We start from the raw sequence: 21,177 nt of genomic DNA on the forward strand, positions 1-21,177 counted from the left end.
CTTACGCGGGTCCCCGGCGTCGGCCGACCGTGAGGACGGCCAGCCAGTGCCGGGTCAGTGATCTGTCGGGGCGTGCGGCAAGCAGGCGGCGTATCTCGCGGTAGAGGTGCTCCTTCTTGGCCGCCTCCATGGCGATGTGGCCGGAGAAGGTCTCCAGCAGGGCGATGTACTCCTCTGTGGAGTAGCGATGGCCCCATACGAAACGCCGTGTCCCGATGACCGCGAAGTGCCCGGAGACCTCGAATTCGGTGGCGGTGGTATCGGGCTGGTCCTCGGGACGCGGCGGTGGCCAGGAGCCGCCGTCGCCTTCCCCCATCTCGTCGTACACCCGTTGGATTTCCGCGAAGAACGGGTCGAAGTCCGGGGGAAAAGCGTGGTCGGCGTTCCATACGGCCAGGTGGCCACCTGGGCGCAGGAGCGCAGCCGCCTTCTCGTACTTCACCTCGGGGTCGACCCATTTCCAGGCGGTGGCCGCGTAGATGAGGTCGAAGTGGGAGCCGGTCGGAGGTTTCCATTCCTCGAACGACGAGGTGACCACCGAGACGCCGGGGAAATCACGTAGCCCGCGCCGCGCCTCATCGGCCAGGGCGTCGCCGAGCTCGACGGCCGTGATCCGGAAGCCCGCCTGCGCCAGCGGCAGTGTGGCTTTTCCCGGGCCGCATCCGATTTCGAGAAGGTGGGCGGACGGTTCGAGCCCTGTCATCGCGAGCAGTTCGGCGTACAGATCAGCGGGGTAGTCGGGGCGCGCCTTCTGATATCGGGAGGCCACAGTGTCGAAGGTGGCTCGCAGACGTTCGCGGGACATGCCCTCATTCTGGCAGCGCGCGCCTCGGAGTTGATCTATCGCTGTTCGGGAAACAGCTCACCGATCCGCGCCACCGTGTGCGTTCCGTCGCCCGTGCATCGCCAGACAGCGGTCTTCTTCTCCATTTCGGGGCGTAGGCCTCGATCATGGGCAGGGCAGACGGGCCAGACCTTCCACAGGATCTCCACGATCGCCTCCTGGGCGGCGTCGGCGACGCTCACGAGCGCCCCCTGAGCATCGCTTCCCTCGACGGGCCAGATGCCGTTGCCGTGGTGACCACCCTGGAACTCCACCCGGGCAGAACCGCTGTCGTCCCAGTCGGGGACGACCAGCCGGAGGGTTCCGGTGATTCCCGCGCCGCGGACGTCGCGTTCGACGACACTCAGCGCCTGCTCCAAGGCCGCCCACAGGCCCGGTTCGAGGGCGAAGGTCGGCTGGAAGTCGATGTCGCGGAGAAGGCTCCTGCCCAGCCGGGTGAGGTCGGCGGCTGTCAGATCGGCGGTGGGGCGTTCGAGGAGTTCCCGCGTGGCGGGAGTGCTCACGCCTCCCTCCAGCAGCAAGCAGGCCAGCTCGATCATGGGTTCGGCGTCGAGGTCGCCGTCGCGCAGCGCCACGTAGATGCGGCCTTCCAACTCGTGGGCGAACTGCCGGGTCTGCTCATCGGAGTGCACGCTGCAGTGTTACCTGCCATATGGATCCAAGCAACTGGCGGCTATGGTGCGGCTCGTGACGTATCCCGAGATCATCCCGATTCATATGTGCCCGACTATCGCACCGACCGCATCGGCCAGTGGCGCGACGGCCAGTTCCTCGGCGGGGTCGTGGCCGCCTTTCGAGAGGGCTACTCGAGGACAGAGGACTGGCAGGCCCACAAGAGGTGGTACGCCATCCTCCACCGCTTCAGCCCAGACGGGCACTACCTTGATTCGCGCATCGAATGCACCGGCGCCGAGGACAGGCACAGGGAGTCGGTGGACGCCGGCGATCGGCGTCTGATCGTCCCTACCGCAGGCGTCAGCCGCCTCCACCGGTTTCCGGCCTGTCGGGCGGCACGTCGCTGAGGCCGGCGATCCGCGCGCGGAGGGCGTCCGCGTCGCCGGGGGCCAGTTCGGCGACGAGGTCCAGGGCGCGCCGCAGGGTGCCGCCGCCCTCACGCAGCCGGCCCGCGGCCAGTTGGGCCTCGCCCAGCCGCCGCAGGGTCCGGGCCCCGAGCGCGCGCTTCCCACCCCGGCGCCAGGCCAGTGACTGGCGGTAGTAGGCGATCGCCTCCTCGTACTGACCGAGCAGGTGATGGATGTGGCCCATGCTGTCGAGGGTGGCCGACTCGCCGGGCATGTCGCCCAGTTCGCGATGAATGGCCAGCGCCTCCTCGCAGCGGCGCAGCGCCTCCTCGTACGCCCCGAGCTGCGCGTGGAACCAGCCGATGTTGTTCAGCACCCGGCCTTCGCCGGCCCGGTCGCCGCCCTCCCGGTACAGCCGGAGCGCCTGCTCGCTCAGGTCCAGCCCCTCCGCGTACTGGCCGTGGCGGTCATGCAGCACGCTGAGATAGATGAGGCAGAGTCCCTGTCCGATGTGGTCGTTCAGCCCCCCGAACAGACCGAGCGCCTCCCGCAGGTGGGACTCGCTCTCGCCGTCCTGGCCGAGCCGGATGAGGGCCTGCGCGAGTCCGACGCGGGCGTGGGCCTCCGCGGCCCGGTCGTTCAGCCGTACGGCCGCCTCCAGCGCGATGTGGTGCATGGCCGCCTGGTCGTCGGAGCGGCCCTCCTGGGACAGGAAGCCCCAGCAGGCGCCCGCCAGCTGCCAGGCATGCGTGTCGAACCCCGAGCCCGCGGCATGCCGGATCGCCGCCAGCAGCGTCCGAGCCTCGCGACCGAACCACGTGAGGCTCTGCGCGCGGTCGGTGATCCAGGCCAGGACCACGCCGGGCCGCGGCGGCGCCAGGGCCAGCGGCACGCGGTGGTACAGGTCCAGGAGCCCGTCGCCGAGGCGGGCGCTGTGCAGGTAGTGGTCGAGCAGCCGGTGCAGCGCCTCGCGCCGCTCGGCCTCCGAGTCGTGCAGGCGGGTCAGCTCCTCGGCGTACGTGCGGAGCAGGTCGTGCCAGCCGTAACGCCCGGGAGAGCGCTCCGCCGCCAGGTTGGCCCGCGTCAGCTCGGTCAGCAGGCGGTAGGCGTGCCGTACGGAGATGCCGGCCAGGCTGGCGGCCGCGGCGGTGGAGATCTCAGGCGCCGGTAACAGGCCACGCAGCCGGAACAGCCGTGCGGCGTCCGGGCTGAGGGCGCGGTAGGACCAGGAGAACACCGTACGCATGTTCGTCGCCGCGTCCCCACCGTCGAAGACGTCGAGGCTGTCGAGGCCGTCAGCGCCGTCAACGCCGTCAGCGCCACTGGCGCCCTCGTCGAGGCCCGAGATGAGCGTGCCGAGCGGGAACGCCGGGCGGGCATGGGCGCGGGCGGCCACGATGGCCAGGGCCAGCGGGAGCCCGGCACACCGGGAGACGATGTCGTCGACCGCCTGCGGCTCGGCGCCCACCTTGTCCACGCCGAGCCGGCGCGTCAGGAGCGCACGGGAGTGCGCAGGAGAGAAGAGCCCCAGGGACAGCGTGCGGGCGCCCTCCGCCGCGACCAGGCCGGTCAGCTCGGCGCGGCTGGTGACCAGCGCCAGACAGCCGGGCGCGTTGGGCAGCAACGGCCGGACCTGTTCGGAGTCGAGGGCGTTGTCGAGCAGGATCAGCATGCGCCGCTCCGCCAGCAGGCTGCGGTAGAGCCCGACCTGCGCCTCCAGCGTCGTGGGGATCAGCTGCGAGGGCACCTGCAGGGCGTCCAGGAACAGCCGCACCGCCTCGGCCGGCGGCCGGGCGGTGTGGGCGGGGCCGAACCCCTGGAGGTTCACGTAGAGCTGGCCGTCGGGGAAACGGTCGCGTACCCGGTGGGCCCAGTGCACGGCCAAGGTGGTCTTGCCGACGCCGCCGGTGCCGGTGATGACGCAGGGCGCCATCACGTGCGCCGTAGGCGAGGAGCCGGCGGGCGGGAGAGTCAGCCGGTCCAGGGCGGCCAGCTCGTCCTCGCGGGCGGTGAACAGCTCGGTGTCCGGGGGGAGGTGGCGCGGGACGGCGAGAACGGCGGTGCCGGGCGCCCCACCCTCGGAAGCCCCGCCCTCCGAAGCCCCGCCCACAGAAGACTCGCCCCCGAAGGTCCCGGGTGCCGCGGTCACGGCCTCGGCCGCCTCATCACGGCCGGCGAGGATCGCCTGGTGCAGCCGTTGCAGTTCTTCGCCGGGCTCGATGCCCAGATCCTCGGCGAAACGGCGTCTGACGCGGCGGAAGACGGCCAGCGCCTCGGTCCGGCGGTCGCAGCGCAGCAGCGCCGTCATCAGCAGGGACACCAGCCGCTCCCGCAGCGGGTTCTCACCGACCAGGGCAGCGAGCTCCACAGCCACCTCCTGATGCCGCTCCCGCCGCAGGTCCAGCGCGGCCCGCCGCTCCAGTGCGACCAGCCGCTCCTCCTCGAGCCCCGGTACGACGACGTCCGGCAGCCACCGGCCCGCGACGTCCGCCAGGGGCACGCCCTGCCACAGCGCCAGCCCCGCACGCAGCAGGCCGGAGGCGCGCTCCCAATCTGTCTCGCCCCCGGCCTCGCGCACCAGTTCACGGAAACGGTGCAGGTCGATGCGGTCCCGCCCCACCGTCAGGCAGTAGCCGCGCCCCGAGGTCACCAGCGTCACCTCGGGGAACGGGGCCAGCAGCCGGCGGAGCCTGGAGATGTGCCCCTGCACGGCGTTGCGGGAGGACTCGGGCGGTTCGGCGCCCCACAGCGCAGTCTCCAGCCGCGCCACCGCGACCGGCCGTCCCGTTTCGAGCAGCAGCATGGCCAGGACGGTCCGCTGCTGCGCGGTGGACGGGCCCAGCCACCGTCCGGTGTCCCACACTCCTACTGATCCCAGCAGACGGAACTCGACGCCGTCCACGGTCACTCGTCCCTGCCTCCAGCCGCACAATGCCCTGGTGAGCGCCCGGCATGATCACTTCCTGGCAGCCTAACCGCCGACTCAGCAGAAAATAAGCGCTATTTCAGCACCAAAAGGCAGTCTTTTCCCAGCGGCACCACCTGCCGCGCAACCTCACGAGGAGGCAATCATGGAGATCAAGGTCAAGAAGGTCGAGTCCGTCAAGGCCACCCAGAACCCCGCCACGTGAGGCGCTGACACCGCCTGGCGATATCTCCCGCGGGGAGGGACAAGGCGCTCCGCTCTTGCGCGCCTTGTCCCTCCCCGCGGGACCCCCCTACATGCGTACTGGCGCTGGAGGCACGATGCGTGTGGCGTTGAAGGAATGCGAGTGGGAGGCGACCGGCGAGGATCTGCTGGTGGTCTTCGACGCTCGCGAGGCGATAACCCTGAGCGATCCGGAAGGCCAGGTGGCCGCGCTCCTGAGCGAGCTGCGCCGGGCCCCGCAGACCGCGGCCGAGCTGAGCGTCGCCCTCGGCAGACACGGGTTCAGCCTCTCCGAGGAGGACGTCACCGGGGGCCTGAGCGGGCTCGACTCCCTGGGCCTCATCGAGGACGCCGACGGCAGGACCCTCGGCGACCCGGATGAGGACGAACGCCACTTCTCGAACCTCAGCTTCTACGGCACCTACGCCTCCCTGGACCGCCGCCGCGCCGCGTTCCTCCGGCCCCTGCGCGAGGCCCACGTCCTGGTGCTCGGCGTCGGCGGAGGCGGCTCCTCCCTGGTGCAGTGCCTGGCCGGCCTCGGCGTCGGCGAGATGACGCTGGTCGACCAGGACCGCGTCGAACCCCGTAACTTCGCCCGGCAGTTCCTCTACCGGCATGCGGACATCGGCCTGTCCAAGGCCGAGCGCGCGGCCGCGTGGGTGCGCGACTACGACCCGGGCATCAAGGTCCACCCCGTCGACCGCTGGGTCTCCGCCCCCGAGGACCTCGCCGACCTGGTCCAGGGCGTCGACCTGATCGCGGGCGGCCTCGACGGCCATCCGCACGCCAACCTCTGGGCGAACGAGGCCGCGGTCCGGGCCGGCATCCCGTACGTGCTGGGAGGCGCCAACCGCAGCCAACTGATGTACCTCTCCGTGGACCCGGGCCGGACGGCCTGTCTGGCCTGCGACTACGCCGACCGGCCCGCCGAGGACACCTCGGAGGGGATCGCGTACCGGATCGTGGAGAACATGAAGCTGAGCAACCCGCTCACCGGCCCGATGGCGATGCAGGTCGGCTCGCTGCTCGCCTTCGAGGCGCAGCGGTACCTCACCGGCTACGAACCGCCCCGCGCGGCCGGGTTCCGGGTCACGCTCGACATGCGCGAGGGACTGGTGCCGGAATGGCAGCCCCTGCCCAAGAACCCGGAGTGCCAGATCTGCCGTCTGGCGCCGCCGCGCGAAGGTGACCGCCGGTGACCACCCCCGGCTCCGCCACGGTCAGGCTCAAGGCGCTCAGCGTCGTTCCCGAGGGCGATGACGAGGTGCTGGTGGGCGACCCCGCCACCGGCACGTTCGTGACGATCCCGGCGGTCGGCGGCGTGGTGATCGCCGCCCTCCAGCGGAGAGCGAGCATCGATGAGGCGGCGGCCGAGGCCGAGGAGTTCGCCGGCCAGCCGGTCAACGTGCCGTCGTTCGTCGACACCCTCGGTGAGCTCGGCTTCCTGGCCGAGGACGACGGCGACGAGGACGCGGGGGACGGCGCCGTGTCGGAACCCGTCCGCACCGCACCCATCCAAGCCCGCCGCTGGATGACGGGCATCCGCCCGGAGGCGGTACGCCCCTTCTTCGGCCCCGTGGCCTGGACCTTCTATGCCGCCTGCCTGCTCTACGCGCTGGGCGTCTTCGCCTTCCGGCCCGGTCTGATCCCGGACCCGGCCGAGGACGCCTTCGCCTTCGACGACACGGGGCTGAGCGCGCTGGCCTGGCTTCCCTTCGTGTGGTTCGCGGCGGCCAGCCACGAGTGCGGCCACTGGCTCGGCGCGCGGGCTCTCGGCATCCAGACCCGGTTCGGCGTCGACCGCCGCATGTGGATGCTCGTGTTCGAGACGGACCTCACCCAGCTGTGGACGCTCCCCCGCCGCCGGCGGTACGGCCCGCTGCTGGCGGGGCTGGCCGTGGACTCCGTGCTGCTCGCCGCGCTGCTCACCGGCCGGCTGCTGATCGACACCGGCCTCTGGTCGCCCCCGGACCTGGTCCGGTCGCTGCTGGCCGCCTGGGTGTTCATCAAGGTCATGCAGATGCTCTGGCAGATCCTGGTCTTCCTGCGTACCGACCTGTACGCGGTGCTGGTCAACGCCCTGGGCTGCCGCAACCTGTGGCGTGTGAAGTCGCTGATGCTGCGGCAGGCCTTCGGAAGGCTGACGCCGGAGGAAGCCGAGGAACTGGCCGACTCGACCGAGACCGACCTGCGCGTCGGACGCTGGTTCCGCTGGGTGTGGCTGGCGGGGTTCCTCGGAGTGGCCGCCTGGTTCTGCCTCCTGCTGCTGCCGGTCTTCGCGGAGGTCCTGCGCTGGACGGCCGACGGGCTCGCCGAGGGTCCTCTGTCCGCCGCGTTCTGGTACCGGCTGCTCTGCGCGGGCCTGCTGCTGGGCCCCGAGACCCTGGCCCTGTCGCTGGCCGTCAAGGAGTACGCGGGACGGCTCGCCGCCCGCCGGGGCGCGTCGCGTGGCGCGAGCGGGACCGAGGTCGCGGGCTGATCGATAGGGTCGGGCTCACGAATCTCAGGTGAGGATGATCGGGTTGGTGAGGGCCGCCATCTCCCCGCCGGGATGGCGTACCTCGATGCGTACGAACGCCGATTCCTCCGCGCTGGTGCGCCACTCCAAGGATCCCGATCCATCGTCGGGCAGCGCTTCGCGGTGCACCTTGCCTCGATCGGTGTGAAAGCTGACAGCGCCGGACGGCACCCCCCGTACGTCCACCCGCACCACGGCCGGCGCGCCGGAGGTCTCCAGCCGCTCCCCGATGCCGGCACTGCGATCACCGGCCGAGACCTCGAACGACAGCGCGACCGTGGCCGATTCGGCGATCCAGCTCCGGCCGGCGCGGATGCCGGCGAGGACCGCTTCGGTGCTCAGCTCCTCCGCCAGCACGACCGTGTGCGGCGTGCCGATCTGGCCCTCAAGATGGGTGTCGCTGTTGCCTGCGGCCGGCCGCCACCGTCCGCCGTGAATGTCGCAGGTCAGGTTGCGGCCCCATTCGGCCAGCGCCGACTCGTTGTCCGCGTTCCACGGCAGGCTGGAGGTCCACAGCCCGTTCCACACCTCCACCGCGTCGAACCCGTCGTACGGGTACATGAAGACGCCTGAGGGGTACGGCGCGTGCGGGTGGGCCGCCACGCAGATCCCACCGGCTTGATGGACCTGATCGAGGTGCCGCTCTATCACGCCGTCCCGTACGCGGTACCGCCAGTCGATCACCTGACCAGGGCGGATGCCGAGCGCCAGCCAGTGCCCGGTGTGGCTGGTGGCCTCCTGGCCGATGATCACGAGCAGATCGTCACCGGCGAGCGTGCCCCAGGCGCCGTGCGCGTCGGAGGTGTTGTGCTCGGTGGTCGCGATGAAGTCCAGCCCTGCCGCGCGGGCACCGGCCGCGAGTTGCTCCGGTGTCAGCTCTCCGCCGTGCGAGAGCTCCGAATGCACATGACAGTCGCCTCGGTACCAGCCACGCCCCCGGCCCGGCACCCGCTCGGGCGGGAACCGCCGCTCCGCCGTTCCGTGATCCATGACCATCAAGGTATTTGGTCAGCCGCGTCGGCCGCTTCGAATACTCGTGTGGTCGGATCCGGCGCCCCCTCGTCCCTGAGACGGTCTGTGAGGAGGAAGTCGGGCAGTTCGAACGCGGAGGCCTCGCTCAGGAAGAAGGTCCCGCCGACGAGGCCAGGATCCCAGCCGTGCGCCAGGGCGTGGTCGATGACCTTCCGCACCTCGCCCGGCGTCGGGTAGGAGTTGTCGGTCGCACAGCCCCACGGCAGGATCGCCTTCGACAGCAGGTCCGCCTCGAGCACCCGGCTGTTCTTCCCGGCGCCCCAGACGCGCAGGCGCACGCACCTGTGACAGTCGCGGTCACCGGCCACGTGGTGGATGTGGCTGGTCCACACGAACTCCCGCCCGTCCGCGAACAGCCTGCGCAGCCTCGCCCGCACGCCGCCTCCTTCTCGTCGACTCTGCTTCCCAGCATCATCGCGCAGCCTCCTGTGTGCGTGCCAGGTCGTAGGCGGCGGCCGACAGGGCGAGGACGATGAAGAGCAGCACCACCATCAGGCCGTGGCGGAAGGCCACCGGCCAGCCCTGGTTCAGTGCGCCGAAGAACGTCGAGCCGACCGCCGCGATCCCGATGGCCGAGCCCAGGCGCTGGCACGTCTGCAGGACCCCTGCCGCGCTGCCGCCGCCCGCGGGCGGGACCTCCGACAGGGTGATGGCCTGGTTCGGGGAGATGACCAGGCCGCTGCCCATGCCAGCCACCAGCAGGGGAAGCGCGGTGGCCAGGCCCACGCCGCCGCCGGGGACCAGGGCGGTGGCGGCCATGGTCGCGGAGATGCCGATGATCACCGTGGTCAGGCCGAGTGCGACCAGGCGGCGGCCGAGGCGGTTCACCAGCCGGCCGCCGACCACGCTGGCCGAGGCGGAGCCGAGGGCGAACGGGGTGATGGAGAGGCCGGCCTGCAGAGGGTTGTATCCCAGGCCGCTCTGCAGGTACAGGGTGAAGATGAAGAAGATCCCCGTGAAGCCGCAGAAGTAGAACAGGGCGATGGCCGAGCCCAGACTGTACGAACGCTTCCTGAAGAGCGCCAGGTCGACCAGCGACTCACGCCGGTAGAACCGCTCCCACGTCACGAAACCGGCCAGCACCAGGAACGAGAGGGGGATGAGCACCCATTTGGCGTTCCCCTCCCACTGGTGGCGCTGGATGAAGGGCAGGAGCAGGCCCGCCACGCCGATGCCGAGGAGCAGGACGCCGACCGGGTCCATGCTCTCCCGCCGCTCCCGACTCGGCATGACGTCAGGCGCGGGCAGCACACGCCAGGCCAGGGGCAGCAGGATCATCCCGATCGGCACGTTCACCAGGAACACCCATCGCCACCCGTGATCGGCCCCGAAAGCGGTGACGAGGGCGCCGCCGATCAGCGGGCCCGCGGCAGTGGAGACGCCGATGGTGGCGCCCAGCGCGCCGAACGCCCGGCCTCGCTCGTATCCGCTGAACATCTGCTGGATCAGACCCGAGACCTGCGGGTTCAGCATTCCGGCGGCCATGCCCTGCACCAGCCGGGCCGCGATCAGCACCTTCGTGTCCCAGGCGAAGCCGCACGCCGCGCTGGACAGCGTGAACAGCACCACGCCCCACATGAAGAGCGTCCTGCGGCTCCTGGCGTCCCCCAGCCTCCCGGCCGGGACCAGCAGCAGCCCGAACGTCAGGGCATAACCGGACAGCGTCCACTGCAGGCCGTCCTCACTCGCGTGCAGGCTCGCCCGGATCGACGGCAGCGCCACGTTGACGATGCTCACGTCCAGCCCGGTCATGAACGCCGCCACCAGGCACACCGCCAGCGCGTGTCTGCGCGTGTCCACTCCGGACGCTCCCATTCGGCTCATAGTTCTCCTTTCTGCCCAAAAGACGGGTAACGTCCGGTCATGAATTCGATGACCGTTGAGCAGAACGGCATCAACGCCGTTCCCGAAGCCGAGCGGCGCGGCCGTCCCGGGGACCTGTTCTGGCCCTGGGCGGGCTCCAACCTCTCCCTGTTCGGCGTCGCGTTCGGGGTGTACATCGTCGGTCTCGGCCTGGGCGTGGTCCCGGCGATCATCACCGGGACCATCGGGTACGTGCTGTCGTTCCTGCTGGTCGGCCTGGTCGCCATCGGCGGGACACGGTCGGGCGTGCCGACGATGGCCCTGGGCCGGGCGCCGTTCGGTTACCAGGGGAACAAGCTGCCCGCTGTCTTCTCCTACATCTCGAACGTCGGCTGGGAGATCGTCCTCGTCACGCTGTCCGCGCAGAGCGGCGCGGCCATCCTCACCCGGCTCGCGCCCGGCATCCCCGCCACGACGGCGACCGCCCTCTGCTTCGCCGTCGCCGCCGTCGTGGTGGTCGGGGTCGGCGTGTACGGCCACGCCATGATCATGGCGGTGCAGCGGTACCTGACGTACGCGTTCGTCGTGCTGACCGTCGTCTACATGGTCCTCATGGCCCCGAAACTCGGCGGGTCGCTGGAGAGCACGGCGGGACCCGGCGGATGGGTGGGCGGGGTCATCTTCGCCATGACGCTGCTGGGGCTGGGCTGGGTCAACTGCGGCGCCGACTACTCCCGGTACCTGCCCGCGAACTCCCGGCCCAGGTCGGTGGCGCTGTGGACGACGCTGGGCGGCGCGCTGCCGCCCATGGTGCTGCTCGTGTTCGGCGTGCTGCTGGCGGGCGGCGATCCGAAGCTGGCCGAGGCCGCCGGGGGCGATCCGGTGGGTGCGCTGGCCGGGGCGCTGCCGACGTGGTTCCTGCTGCCGTACCTGCTGACCGCCATCGGGGGCTTCCTGGCCGGGGCGATCATGGACATCTACTCGTCCGGGCTGTCGATGCTGGCGCTGGGTGTGCCGATCAGGCGGCACTACGCGGTGCTGATCGACGGCGTCCTCATGGTGCTCGGCGGGTACTACCTGCTGTTCGTGTCCGACAGCTTCCTCGGCACCTTCCAGGCGTTCCTGGCGATCATCGGCGTGGTGATGGCGGCCTGGGTGGCGATCTTCCTGGTGGACATGTGGCTGCTGCGGGCCGGCGGCCGGTCATACGACGAGCGGCTGCTGCGGCCGGGCGCGCCCCCGCTGAACGGGGCCGGGCTGGTGTCGCTGGTCGTGGCGTCGGTCGTGGGGCTCGGGCTCATCACCTCGGCCGATCCGTACATCGCCAATGTGGTCGGCTTCCTGATGAGCGACGAACTGGAGAAGAGCACGTTCGGGGCGGCGAACATCGGGGTGGTCATCGCTCTCGTGCTGGCCGGGATCCTGTACTTCCTGATCACGACCTTCATGAGGCGGCGTCGGGGCGCGTGACTTCGGGCATGTCCATTGTTACTGTCGGTGAGTAATGATGGACGTTCCGTCGCGGTTGCTGCGGTGGGCGGTGCACGCCACCGCCTGCGTGCTTCTCGCGATCGCCGTGGTGAGCTCGCTGCGCGAGGGCCGCACCGCCGTGGCCCTCGCCGGCGTGCTGCTCGGTCTGGCCTACGCCGCCGGCTGCCTGGCGGTGGTCCGGGCGCGGGGGCCCGTGTGGCTGGGGCTGGTGACGGCCGGATGGCTGGTGCTCGCCGCGGTGGCGCCGCCGTTCGTCTGGCTGGCGTTCCCGTTGCTCTTCGCGTACCTCGACCTGCTGCCGCTGTGGGCGGCGATGTTCGGGGTGGCGGTCGTGACGTCGGCGGCGATCCTGGCGGCGGCCTGGCACACCGGTGAGCTGACCATGCCGCTCGTGGTGGGCCCGGGCTCCGGGGCCGCCGTGGTGACGCTGCTGGTGCTGGCCTGCAGGGCGCTCGAGGTCGAAGGGCCGGATTAACAGTTCAGGCCGTCACGATGGCGAAGTCGGGCACCGGCCGGTCGAGCACGGCGACCAGCCGCTGCAGGGCCGCCGTGTCCCCCTCGCGCTCCACGCCCTCGACGCCCTTGCCCGACAGCAGCCCCACGAGCTGCTCCTTCGTCAGCCGGAGCGTCAGGTCCGCGGTCTCGTCCGCCGGCTCCCGCTGATGGATGAGCGCGCCGTTGGACAGCGTCGTACGGTGCCGCTCCCCCAGATCGGTGAGATGCCAGTCGATCGACAGCCGCTCGTTCCAGGCGCGGGGCCCGTCCACGCGGATCGCGAGCGAGTCGAAGACCTGCTCCACGGTCAGCGCGGTGAGCAGGTCGGGCGAGGTGGCGTCCACGGTGGCGGGCACGATGCCCTCGGACAGCTCCAGGGCGCCCATGAGGTAGAAGTTGCGCCACGTGGCGTTCTCGGCGCCGTGGCCGAGCCGGGTGTAGACCTCGGCGAGCAGGTCGCGCGCCTCCTTGTTGCCCTCGTCGGCGAAGACGGCGTGGTTGAGCAGCTGGGCGGCGAAGCGCAGGTCCTTCTCGCGGATGTAGCGCCTGGCGAGCTGGACCACGGCCGAGCCGCCGCCCAGGCATTCGACGTACCGGACCGCGCTCTCCCTCGGTGGGTGCTCCCAGAGCCGTGCCGGGTTCCCGTCGAACCACCCCAGGTAGCGCTGGTAGACGGCCTTGACGTTGTGGCTGACCGAGCCGTAGTAGCCGCGCGTGTGCCAGGCCTCCTCCAGCCCGGGCGGCATGGGCAGGACCTCGGCGATCTCGGGCCCGGTCAGGCCCTTGTTGAGCAGCCGCAGGGTCTGGTCGTGCAGGTAGGCGTACATGTCCCGCTGCTGCTCGAGGAGCCGTACGATGCCGTCTCGGCCCCAGGTGGGCCAGTGGTGCGAGGCGAAGGCGACGTCGGCCCGGTCGGCGAAGAGCGAGACCGCCTCGTTCAGGTAACGCGCCCAGAGGCGGGCGTCGCGGACCTGCGCGCCGCGCAGGGTGAGGATGTTGTGCTGGTTGTGGGTGGCGTTCTCGGCCAGGCAGAGTGCGCGGCGGTCCGGCAGGAGGAAGTTCATCTCGGCGGGGGCCTCCGTGCCCGGTGTGAGCTGGAAGACCAGCGGGATCCCGTCGACGGTCTCCTCCTGTCCGGTACGCGTGACGTCCAGCGTGGGCGGGATGAGCGACACGGTGCCCGTCGAGATGGTCATACCGAGGCCGCAGCCGATCTGGCCCTCGGGCGAGCGGGGCAGCGCGGGGCCGTACATGTAGACGGCCCGGCGGGTCATGGCGGGGCCCGCGTAGACGTTCTCCGCCACGGCGTGTTCCATGAAGCCGGCGGGGGCCAGGATCGGCACGCCGCCGCCGGTGACGCCGCGTACGCCGCCGAAGTGGTCCGCGTGCGAGTGCGTGTAGAGGACGCCGGTGACCGGGCGGTCGCCGCGGTGGTCGCGGTACAGCTTCAGCGCGGCGGCGGCACACTCGACGGAGATCAGCGGGTCGATGACGAGGACGCCGCGCTCGCCCTCGACGAGGGTCATGTTCGACAGGTCCAGGCCGCGTACCTGGTAGACGCCCTCGGTGACCTCGTACAGACCCTGCCTGGCACAGAGCCGGCCCTGCCGCCAGAGGCTGGGATGGGCGGTGTCCGGGCACTCACCCTGGAGGAAGTCGTACGAGTCGTTGTCCCAGATGACCCTGCCATCCGCCGTCCTGATCACTGCCGGGCTGAGCTTCCCGATGAAACCGCGGTCCGCGTCCGCGAAGTCGCCCTTGTCGTGAAATGGAAGGTCTGCCATGTCAAGCCGAGTGCCCGAGAATGAGCCCGAATAGCCCAATAAATCGCCCCAATAGCATGAATCTAGGGCAATAAGGACACGCCGAAGGCCGTGTGGTTGGCTTGTCGGGTGGAAGCGTGTGTGTTCGACCTCGATGGCGTGCTGGTGGACTCCGAGCCGGTGTGGGAGGAGGTGCGGCGGGCCTTCGTCGCCGAGCACGGCGGCACGTGGCAGCCTGACACGCAGTCCAGGCTCATGGGCATGAGCACCCAGGAGTGGGCCGCGTACCTGCACTCGCTCGGGGTGTCGCTGTCGCCCGACGAGATCGCGCGGGGGGTGGTCGACCAGATGGCCGCCCGCTACCGCGACGAGGTGCCGCTGATGCCGGGGGCGGTGAAGACGGTGCGGCGGCTGCACGAGTCGGTCACGCTGGGGCTGGCCAGTTCGTCCCCGCGCACGCTGATCGACGTCGTGCTGGAGGCGGCCGGGCTGACGGCGTGCTTCGCGGCCACCGTCTCGACCGAGGAGGTCGAGCGGGGCAAGCCGGCGCCCGACGGGTACCTGGAGGCCGCCCGGCGGCTCGGGGTCGATCCACGGAAGTGCGTGGCCGTGGAGGACTCCAGCAACGGGCTGCGCTCGGCGCACGCGGCGGGCATGCGCGTGATCGCCGTGCCGCATCCGCGCTACCCACCCGCGCCGGACGCGCTGGCCCTGGCGGGGCGCGTCCTGCCCGACCTCGACGCGCTGACCACCGAGCTGCTGGGGTCGCCCTCGTGAACGTGCAGGCCAGGAGGCTATGCTTACGAAATCGTGCGAGACATCACGGTTTTCAGCGGCAGCGCCCATCCTGAGCTGGCCGAAGAGATCTGCAGCCACCTGGGCACGCCTCTCCACCCGGTGCGGATAGAGCGCTTCGCCAATGACGTGCTCGAGGTGCAGCTCCAGGCCAACTGCCGGGAGCGCGACGTGTTCCTCATCCAGCCCCTCGTGCCGCCCGTACAGGAGCATCTGGTCGAGCTGCTGCTGATGCTCGACGCGGCCAGGGGCGCGTCGGCGGCGCGGACCACCGTGGTGCTGCCGCACTATGCTTTCGCGCGGTCGGACAAGAAAGACGCCCCACGCATCTCGATCGGCGCGCGGCTGGTCGCCGACCTGATGGTGACCGCGGGCGCCAACCGGGTGCTGGCGATGACGCTGCACTCGCCGCAGGTGCACGGCTTCTTCAGCGTCCCCGTCGACCACCTGCACGCGCTGCGCGAGCTGGCCGCGCACTTCCGCCGGTACGACCTGTCGAACACGGTCGTCGTCTCCCCCGACCTCGGCAACGCCAAGGAGGCCGCCCACTTCGCCCGCCTGCTCGGCACCGGGGTCGCGATGGGCGCCAAGCAGCGCTTCAGCGACGACCGCGTGGTGATCAGCTCCGTGATCGGCGACGTGGCCGGCAAGGACGTGATCATCCTGGACGACGAGATCGCCAAGGGCAGCACGGTCATCGAGCTGCTCGACCGGCTGCGCGAGCTCGGCGCGCGCACGGTGCGGGTGGCGTGCACGCACGGGCTGTTCGCGAGCGGGGCGGTGGAGCGGCTGAGCGCGCTGCCCGAGGTCGCGGAGATCGTCTGCACCAACACCGTGCCGCCGCCCAAGCCCAGCGAGAAGCTCACCGTGCTGTCGATCGCGCCCGCGCTGGCCGAGGCGATGCGCCGCATCCACGACGGGGAGTCGGTGAGCGCGCTGTTCAACGCTTCGTGATCACGGGCGACCTTCCCACTCAGCGATCGATGGATCATAGTGGCGACTATGCACGCAGCGACTCAACGACTGCTGAGCGACTTCCTCCAGGGCATCGAGCCAACCGTTCCCCTGGTCGCGTTATGGGCGCACGGCTCGCTGGCGACCGACGACTACCAGCCGGGGCGCAGTGACCTGGACCTGATCGCGGTCGTCGGCACGCCGGTGACGATGGAGCAGTGGCGCCGCATCAAGGCCGTCCACCGGGGGCTCGACCGGCCGCTGGCGGCTCGGCTGCACTGCTCGTACATGGCCAGGGAGGAGCTGGCCGACCACGCCGCCGAACATGTGACGTGGGCGCATGAGCGGATCTTCCGCCGCCCCGTCACCGCGATCACCCGCCGCGAGCTGCACGACGGGGCCCTCCAGCTGTACGGCCCGCCGCCCGCGGGCCTGCTGCCACCGGTGTCCGACGAGGAGGTGGCCGAGTTCGTACGGGCCGACTTACGCGACTTCTGGCTCATCAAGACGCGCGGACGGCGGCGCTGGCTGCGCGACATCTGGGTGGACCTGGGGATGCTGACGGTCGCCAGGGCCACGGTCACCCTGCGGGAGGGGCGGCTGATCAGCAAGCGGGAGGCCCTGGACGTGCTCGCCGAGCTGGGGGCGCCGGAGAAGGTGGTGGCCGACGTGCGGGCCCGCCGGTACGGCACGGCGGCGCCGGTGCTGAGCCGCTTCAGGAGGGGCAGGCTGGCCCGCGCGTTCATCAGATCGGCGATCCGCAAGGCGCTGACCTGACGGATCCAACGGATAGTCTTGGCCCGAGTTACCACCTGAAATCAGGAGGAAGGGCGGCAAATGGGGGGAATCAGGCAGTCCTATCTGGTGGCCGCGGCGTCGGCGGTTTCGCTGCTGCGCACTCCGGCGGTGGCGGCGGCCTGGGACAAGCCGAGCGCGCTCACCGAGTTCAGCGTCGGAGGGCTGGCCGGACACCTGGCCCACCAGCTCGTCAGGGTCGACGACGTGCTCACGCCCAACGGGCAGCCGCAGGAGCCGGTCGAGCTCCTGGAGCACTATTCGAGGTCGCCGTGGGTGCAGGCGGGGCTCGACCACGAGAGCAACCTGAGCATCAGGCGCGGCGGCCAGGCGGCCGCGGCGGACGGCGCCGCGACGCTGGCCGACAGGGCGCAGGCGCTGCTCGACCTGCAGATCGCCGCCCTGCCCGCCGAGCCCGCCGACCGGGTCGTGGACCTGCCGTGGTCGGGCTGGGCCCTGCGGCTGGACGACTTCCTGCTGACGCGGCTGGTGGAGCTGGTCGTGCACTCGGACGACCTGGCGGCGAGCGTGGGCCTGGACACACCGGAGCTGCCCTCGTCGATCATCGATCCGGTGGTGGAACTGCTGGCCCGGCTGGCCGTCCACCGGCACGGGGCGACCGCGGTCATCCGCACCCTGAGCCGCGCCGAACGCGCCCCGGCCACCATCAGCGCCTTCTGACCACACCCACCGTCAGGACGTGATCATGCGGAGGGCCGTGACCACCTCGCGGCCCGACAGCGCGCTGTCCGGGTCCAGCAGCCACTGTGACAGGAACCCCGTCAGCATCGCCTGGTAGACCGTCCCCACCAGCCGCTCACGCGCCGGATCGCTCCCCGGCTCCAGCCCCTCGAAAAGCTCCGCCAGCCCCGTCCGCGCCTCCTTGATGGAGCGCACCAACTGCTCGCGCACCTCCGGCACGTGGTCGATCTGCCCCAGCAGCTCGAACTGGGTCACCCACAGCGGCCGGAGCCTGGAGAACGACGCCGTCACCCGGTCCCAGGCCGCCTCGAAGCGCTCCAGCGGCGTCGCGTCCGCCTTGACGTCGGCCGCCAGAGTGGCCCCGAGCTCGTCCCCCCACTCCCGCATCGTCTCGAAGAGCGCCTCGTTCATCAGCGCTTCCTTCGACTTGAAGTGGTAACCGATGCCCGCCAGGCTCACCCCGGAAGCGTTGGCGATGTCGCGTGCCGTCGTACGCGAGTAGCCCTTCTCGATCAGGCACTGCTTCGCCCCGGCCAACAGATCTTCCCTGTTTCCCATGCCCAGAGGCTAGCACAACTGTCTTGAAAATTCGTCCTAGACACGTGTCTGAGACGTATGTACTGTCATGGCCATGACGAACATCCTCATCTCCGGCGCCAGCATCGCCGGCACCACGACGGCGTACTGGCTCAAGCGGCACGGCTTCGACGTGACCGTGGTGGAGCGGGCCCCCGCGATCCGCGAGGGCGGTTACAAGGTGGACATCAGGGGCGCTGCCCTCCAGGTGGTCGAGCGCATGGGGATCATGGACGCGGTCCGCGCCAGGAGCACGGACATGCGGATCGCCACCCACTACGACGCCAGGGGCAGGAAGGTCGCGACGATGGACGCCGCGCTGTTCGGCGGGCGCACGGGCGACGACGTCGAGATCATGCGCGGCGACCTGAACGAGCTGCTGTACGACCTCACGCGCCACGACGTCGAGTACGTCTTCGGCGACTCCGTCACGGGCATCGCCGAAGACGGCACGGTGGCGTTCGAGCGCTCGGCGCCGCGCAGGTTCGACCTGGTCGTCGGCGCCGACGGCGCACACTCCACCACCAGGAGGATCGCCTTCGGCGAGGAGTCCCGGTACGCCCGCGACCTCGGCCACTACATCTCGATCTGCACGGTGCCGAACAAGCTGGGCCTGGACCGCGAGGAGGCCGTGCACGCCGCCCCCGGCCGGACCGCGAACGTCTACAGCACCAGGCAGGACACCAGCGCCAAGGCCCTGTTCATGTGGTCGTCGGAGCCGCTGGCCTACGACCACCGCGACATCGACGCCCAGAAGGACCTGCTGGTGAAGGCCATGCGGGGCGTCGAATGGGAGGTGCCGGCGCTGCTGGAGTCCGTACGCGACGCTGCGGACTTCTACTTCGACTCGGTCACGCAGATCCACATGGACCACTGGTCGAAGGGGCGCGTCGTGCTCGTGGGCGACGCGGCGTACTGCGCCTCGCCCGCCTCGGGACAGGGCACGAGCCTGGCACTCGTGGGCGCGTACGTGCTGGCGGGCGAGCTGGCGAAGGGCGGCGGGGCGGCGGGCTACGAGCGCGAGATGCGCCCGTTCGTGGAGGCCAACCAGGCACTCGGGCCCGCCAACGTCAAGGGCATGGTGATCGGGTCACGTGCGGCCCTCTGGTTCCAGCTCAAGATGATCAAGCTGCTCCCCCACCTGCCCGGGCGCGACCGGATGATCGACAGGATCGCCGGCCCCATCCACCGCGCCGCCAACGCCATCTCGCTCAGAAAATACTCGGAATGAAGCGTTCCGTTCTGCTATAGTAAGAGCAGAACATTCCGTTCCAGAGAAATAAGGGGTTCACCATGACCATCCTCGTCACCGGAGCCACTGGGACCGTCGGCCGTCTCGTCGTCGAGGAGCTCCTCGCGGCCGGGCAGCACGTACGCGCCCTGACCAGGAACCCCGCCAAGGCAGGCCTCCCCGACGGCGTCGAGGTCGTCGCCGGCGATCTCGCCAGGCCCGATTCCCTGGAGGACGCCTTCGAGGGCGTCACCGGCGTGCACCTGATCAACTTCGCGGGCGACGACTACGCACCCCTGCCGGACGGCGCCGCGATCGTGAAGCTGGCCGTCGCGGCGGGCGTGCGACGGGCCACCGTGCTGGGCGGCCGCGAGGACGGCTCGCTCGAGCAGGCGCTGGCCGCGACCGACCTGGAATGGACGCTGCTCCACCCGGTCGAGTTCATGTCCAACACGCTGCGCTGGTGGGCGCAGACGGTGAAGACGGAAGGCGTCATCAAGGAGCCGTTCGGCGACCGGCTGAGCGCCCTCGTGCACGAGCGCGACATCGCCGCCGTGGCCGCGACGGTGCTGGTCGAGGGCGGCCACGGCGGCAGGACGTACGTGCTGACGGGTCCCGAGGCGATCACGCTCAGGCAGAAGGTCGAGATCCTGGGGACGTCGATCGGCAGCCACGTCGAGTATGTGGAGCTGACCGTGGACGAGGCGCGGGCCAAGTGGGCCGCCGACGGCATGGGCGAGCAGACGATCGACTTCCTCGTCCAGGCCCTGGGCAACACCCCGGAGGTCGGCTACACGGTGGTCCCGACCGTGCGCGAGGTCACCGGCCGGGACGCGCGCAGCTTCGCTCAGTGGGCCTCGGAGAACGCCGACGCGTTCCGGGTGTGATCGGAGACCTCGGGATAGTCCTCGACCGGGGCCCGCTTGCCGAGCAGGTGCCGGTCGAGGAAGCTGACCAGGTGAGCGCGGGTGATCCGCAGCGCCCGCGCGCCGTCGAGCTGCTGCGCCGGGAGGCCGAGCTGCGGCCTGAGCACGGCGTAGTCGACGAAGGCCGCGTGGTCGGTCCCCGCCACCGTGATCCAGCGCTTCCAGCCCTTCAGGTTAATCCAGGCCTTGTCCCACGAGCCGTATCCGGGGGCGTGCCCCGGCGCCCCGACCAGCATGAACGGCCGGTCGAGCGGCTCGTCCAGCGCGAACGTGCCGTCCAGGTTGACGCCGGCCTTGATCCGGGTGTCGGCCAGCATGGTCTGGGCGGTGGCGTACCCACCCATGGAATGGCCGACCATGGCGATCCTCGACCGGTCGATCGCCCTGCCCCACCGGCCCTTGACCAGCTCTCCGAGCACGAACCGCACGTCCTTGACCCGTCCCGCGGCCACCTTGACGCTGTCCTGGCCCTTCACGCAGGCCAGGCAGGTGGTGGTCCGGCCGTCGGGGAACGTGGTCGCGACCGATTCATACGTGTGCTCCACCGCCGCCACCAGATAGCCGCGGCTCGCGAACTCCTCGGCCAGCGAGGTCAGGGTGGCGCGCGGGAAGGAGAAGCCGGGCGACATGACGACCAGGGGGTGCCTGCCCGGGCTCACGGGCGCGTCCAGCCGGGCGTACGTCCTGGTCCTGATGAGCGCGTCCGGGGGGACGTTCGAGAAGTCCTTGAGTACGGCGGCGGACTCCTGGGGCGTCATGTACGGCGCCGGCCGCCCCACGGCCCGCTTCGCCGGGTACCAGAGCGAGACCATCAGCTCCCGCTCTGACGCCTCGGGGTTCCACGGGTCGGGGCGGCTCGAGTCGACCAGGTGCAGGCTGGTCGTGCCGACCGGCCGCGGACCGGTCGGCTTCGGAAGGGCGACATCGGCCGCGTGCGCCGGCGGGGCCGCGGCGAGGACCGCCAGGGACATGGCGGCTATGGCGAGAGTTCTACGCATGGAGCCAGGCTGGTGCCCCGGGCCGCCGCCGAGGATGCCCCGATCGTCGATCGGCTCTTACTACTTTCGTCGTAAAGCCCTTTT

19 protein-coding genes are annotated in these 21,177 nt (G+C 70.6%); 10 read left to right on the forward strand and 9 right to left on the reverse strand.

The annotated features are described in order from the left end of the window. Nucleotide 1: 1 nt before the first annotated feature. The 3 genes from ABD830_RS37140 to ABD830_RS37150 form a co-directional block, all read right to left on the reverse strand. Nucleotides 2-805: a class I SAM-dependent methyltransferase gene (locus ABD830_RS37140; RefSeq protein WP_344998132.1), complete on the reverse strand. Its 804-nt coding sequence runs from the start codon at nt 803-805 to the stop codon at nt 2-4. A gap of 35 nt (nt 806-840) precedes the next feature. Further along, a complete protein-coding gene (locus tag ABD830_RS37145; protein WP_344998134.1) occupies nt 841-1,476 on the reverse strand; it encodes a hypothetical protein in 636 nt (211 codons plus the stop codon). A 343-nt stretch (nt 1,477-1,819) separates the two neighbouring features. Next, on the reverse strand, nt 1,820-4,774 hold the full coding sequence (locus ABD830_RS37150; protein WP_344998136.1) for an AfsR/SARP family transcriptional regulator: 2,955 nt from the start codon (nt 4,772-4,774) through the stop codon (nt 1,820-1,822). Nucleotides 4,775-5,112: 338 nt separating this feature from the next. On the opposite strand from ABD830_RS37150, the gene ABD830_RS37155 reads away from it, so the two are divergent. Continuing rightward, on the forward strand, nt 5,113-6,213 hold the full coding sequence (locus ABD830_RS37155; protein ID WP_344998138.1) for a HesA/MoeB/ThiF family protein: 1,101 nt from the start codon (nt 5,113-5,115) through the stop codon (nt 6,211-6,213). Further along, on the forward strand, nt 6,210-7,493 hold the full coding sequence (locus ABD830_RS37160; protein WP_344998140.1) for a hypothetical protein: 1,284 nt from the start codon (nt 6,210-6,212) through the stop codon (nt 7,491-7,493). Before ABD830_RS37155 ends, ABD830_RS37160 begins: the two co-directional genes overlap by 4 nt. Nucleotides 7,494-7,517: 24 nt before the next feature. Here ABD830_RS37160 and ABD830_RS37165 read toward each other — a convergent pair whose 3' ends face one another. Genes ABD830_RS37165 through ABD830_RS37175 form a run of 3 tightly spaced genes read right to left on the reverse strand, consistent with a single transcriptional unit; the run spans nt 7,518 to nt 10,388 of the window. Beyond that, entirely contained in the window at nt 7,518-8,522 is a 1,005-nt protein-coding gene (locus ABD830_RS37165; protein ID WP_344998142.1) for a CehA/McbA family metallohydrolase, read from the reverse strand. Between the two features lie 5 nt (nt 8,523-8,527). Next, on the reverse strand, nt 8,528-8,941 hold the full coding sequence (locus ABD830_RS37170; RefSeq protein ID WP_344998144.1) for a hypothetical protein: 414 nt from the start codon (nt 8,939-8,941) through the stop codon (nt 8,528-8,530). A gap of 34 nt (nt 8,942-8,975) precedes the next feature. Further along, entirely contained in the window at nt 8,976-10,388 is a 1,413-nt protein-coding gene (locus ABD830_RS37175; protein ID WP_344998146.1) for an MFS transporter, read from the reverse strand. A gap of 39 nt (nt 10,389-10,427) precedes the next feature. Between ABD830_RS37175 and ABD830_RS37180 the strand changes: the two genes are divergently transcribed. Further along, a complete protein-coding gene (locus ABD830_RS37180; protein WP_344998148.1) occupies nt 10,428-11,837 on the forward strand; it encodes a purine-cytosine permease family protein in 1,410 nt (469 codons plus the stop codon). Nucleotides 11,838-11,871: 34 nt separating this feature from the next. After that, nucleotides 11,872-12,333, forward strand: coding sequence for a hypothetical protein (locus ABD830_RS37185; protein ID WP_344998150.1), 462 nt, complete (start codon nt 11,872-11,874; stop codon nt 12,331-12,333). A gap of 4 nt (nt 12,334-12,337) precedes the next feature. On the opposite strand, the gene ABD830_RS37190 is transcribed toward ABD830_RS37185, so the two are convergent. Further along, entirely contained in the window at nt 12,338-14,137 is a 1,800-nt protein-coding gene (locus ABD830_RS37190; protein ID WP_344998152.1) for an alkyl/aryl-sulfatase, read from the reverse strand. A 120-nt stretch (nt 14,138-14,257) separates the two neighbouring features. Between ABD830_RS37190 and ABD830_RS37195 the strand changes: the two genes are divergently transcribed. From ABD830_RS37195 to ABD830_RS37210, 4 genes are read left to right on the forward strand one after another with little or no spacing between them, the layout of a single operon-like run. Further along, nucleotides 14,258-14,893: an HAD family hydrolase gene (locus ABD830_RS37195; protein ID WP_344998154.1), complete on the forward strand. Its 636-nt coding sequence runs from the start codon at nt 14,258-14,260 to the stop codon at nt 14,891-14,893. A 33-nt stretch (nt 14,894-14,926) separates the two neighbouring features. Further along, a complete protein-coding gene (locus ABD830_RS37200; RefSeq protein ID WP_344998156.1) occupies nt 14,927-15,865 on the forward strand; it encodes a ribose-phosphate diphosphokinase in 939 nt (312 codons plus the stop codon). A gap of 48 nt (nt 15,866-15,913) precedes the next feature. Then, entirely contained in the window at nt 15,914-16,642 is a 729-nt protein-coding gene (locus tag ABD830_RS37205) for a nucleotidyltransferase (RefSeq protein ID WP_344998158.1), read from the forward strand. Between the two features lie 60 nt (nt 16,643-16,702). Further along, complete coding sequence (locus ABD830_RS37210) at nt 16,703-17,341, forward strand: maleylpyruvate isomerase N-terminal domain-containing protein (RefSeq protein ID WP_344998160.1); 639 nt, start codon at nt 16,703-16,705, stop codon at nt 17,339-17,341. A gap of 12 nt (nt 17,342-17,353) precedes the next feature. Here the strand turns inward: ABD830_RS37210 and ABD830_RS37215 are convergent, their stop codons facing one another. Next, the gene (locus ABD830_RS37215) at nt 17,354-17,920 is read right to left on the reverse strand and encodes a TetR/AcrR family transcriptional regulator (protein ID WP_344998162.1); all 567 of its coding nucleotides are present in this window, start codon (nt 17,918-17,920) and stop codon (nt 17,354-17,356) included. A 73-nt stretch (nt 17,921-17,993) separates the two neighbouring features. Here ABD830_RS37215 and ABD830_RS37220 point away from each other — a divergent pair, with 73 nt between their 5' ends. Both ABD830_RS37220 and ABD830_RS37225 read left to right on the forward strand, forming a co-directional pair. Next, nucleotides 17,994-19,169 carry an FAD-dependent monooxygenase gene (locus tag ABD830_RS37220; RefSeq protein ID WP_344998164.1) on the forward strand — a complete coding sequence of 392 codons (1,176 nt, stop codon included), beginning with the start codon at nt 17,994-17,996 and terminating at the stop codon, nt 19,167-19,169. Between the two features lie 62 nt (nt 19,170-19,231). Further along, a complete protein-coding gene (locus ABD830_RS37225) occupies nt 19,232-20,056 on the forward strand; it encodes an NmrA family NAD(P)-binding protein (RefSeq protein ID WP_344998166.1) in 825 nt (274 codons plus the stop codon). Here the strand turns inward: ABD830_RS37225 and ABD830_RS37230 are convergent. Continuing rightward, the gene (locus ABD830_RS37230; protein ID WP_344998168.1) at nt 20,017-21,093 is read right to left on the reverse strand and encodes an alpha/beta hydrolase family protein; all 1,077 of its coding nucleotides are present in this window, start codon (nt 21,091-21,093) and stop codon (nt 20,017-20,019) included. The genes ABD830_RS37225 and ABD830_RS37230 overlap by 40 nt on opposite strands. Between the last annotated feature and the right edge of the window lie 84 nt (nt 21,094-21,177).

The sequence above is a fragment of the Nonomuraea helvata genome (assembly GCF_039535785.1).
Taxonomy (GTDB): Bacteria; Actinomycetota; Actinomycetes; order Streptosporangiales; family Streptosporangiaceae; genus Nonomuraea; species Nonomuraea helvata.

Excerpts from the sequence above, each read along its gene's own strand:
- ABD830_RS37215 (WP_344998162.1), bottom strand. The coding sequence starts at position 17,920 with ATGGGAAACAGGGAAGATCTGTTGGCCGGGGCGAAGCAGTGCCTGATC.
- ABD830_RS37210 (WP_344998160.1), top strand. The coding sequence starts at position 16,703 with ATGGGGGGAATCAGGCAGTCCTATCTGGTGGCCGCGGCGTCGGCGGTT.
- ABD830_RS37190 (WP_344998152.1), bottom strand. The coding sequence starts at position 14,137 with ATGGCAGACCTTCCATTTCACGACAAGGGCGACTTCGCGGACGCGGAC.
- ABD830_RS37220 (WP_344998164.1), top strand. The coding sequence starts at position 17,994 with ATGACGAACATCCTCATCTCCGGCGCCAGCATCGCCGGCACCACGACG.
- ABD830_RS37205 (WP_344998158.1), top strand. The coding sequence starts at position 15,914 with ATGCACGCAGCGACTCAACGACTGCTGAGCGACTTCCTCCAGGGCATC.
- ABD830_RS37180 (WP_344998148.1), top strand. The coding sequence starts at position 10,428 with ATGAATTCGATGACCGTTGAGCAGAACGGCATCAACGCCGTTCCCGAA.
- ABD830_RS37225 (WP_344998166.1), top strand. The coding sequence starts at position 19,232 with ATGACCATCCTCGTCACCGGAGCCACTGGGACCGTCGGCCGTCTCGTC.
- ABD830_RS37185 (WP_344998150.1), top strand. The coding sequence starts at position 11,872 with ATGATGGACGTTCCGTCGCGGTTGCTGCGGTGGGCGGTGCACGCCACC.
- ABD830_RS37165 (WP_344998142.1), bottom strand. The coding sequence starts at position 8,522 with ATGGATCACGGAACGGCGGAGCGGCGGTTCCCGCCCGAGCGGGTGCCG.
- ABD830_RS37175 (WP_344998146.1), bottom strand. The coding sequence starts at position 10,388 with ATGAGCCGAATGGGAGCGTCCGGAGTGGACACGCGCAGACACGCGCTG.
- ABD830_RS37140 (WP_344998132.1), bottom strand. The coding sequence starts at position 805 with ATGTCCCGCGAACGTCTGCGAGCCACCTTCGACACTGTGGCCTCCCGA.
- ABD830_RS37230 (WP_344998168.1), bottom strand. The coding sequence starts at position 21,093 with ATGCGTAGAACTCTCGCCATAGCCGCCATGTCCCTGGCGGTCCTCGCC.
- ABD830_RS37155 (WP_344998138.1), top strand. The coding sequence starts at position 5,113 with ATGCGTGTGGCGTTGAAGGAATGCGAGTGGGAGGCGACCGGCGAGGAT.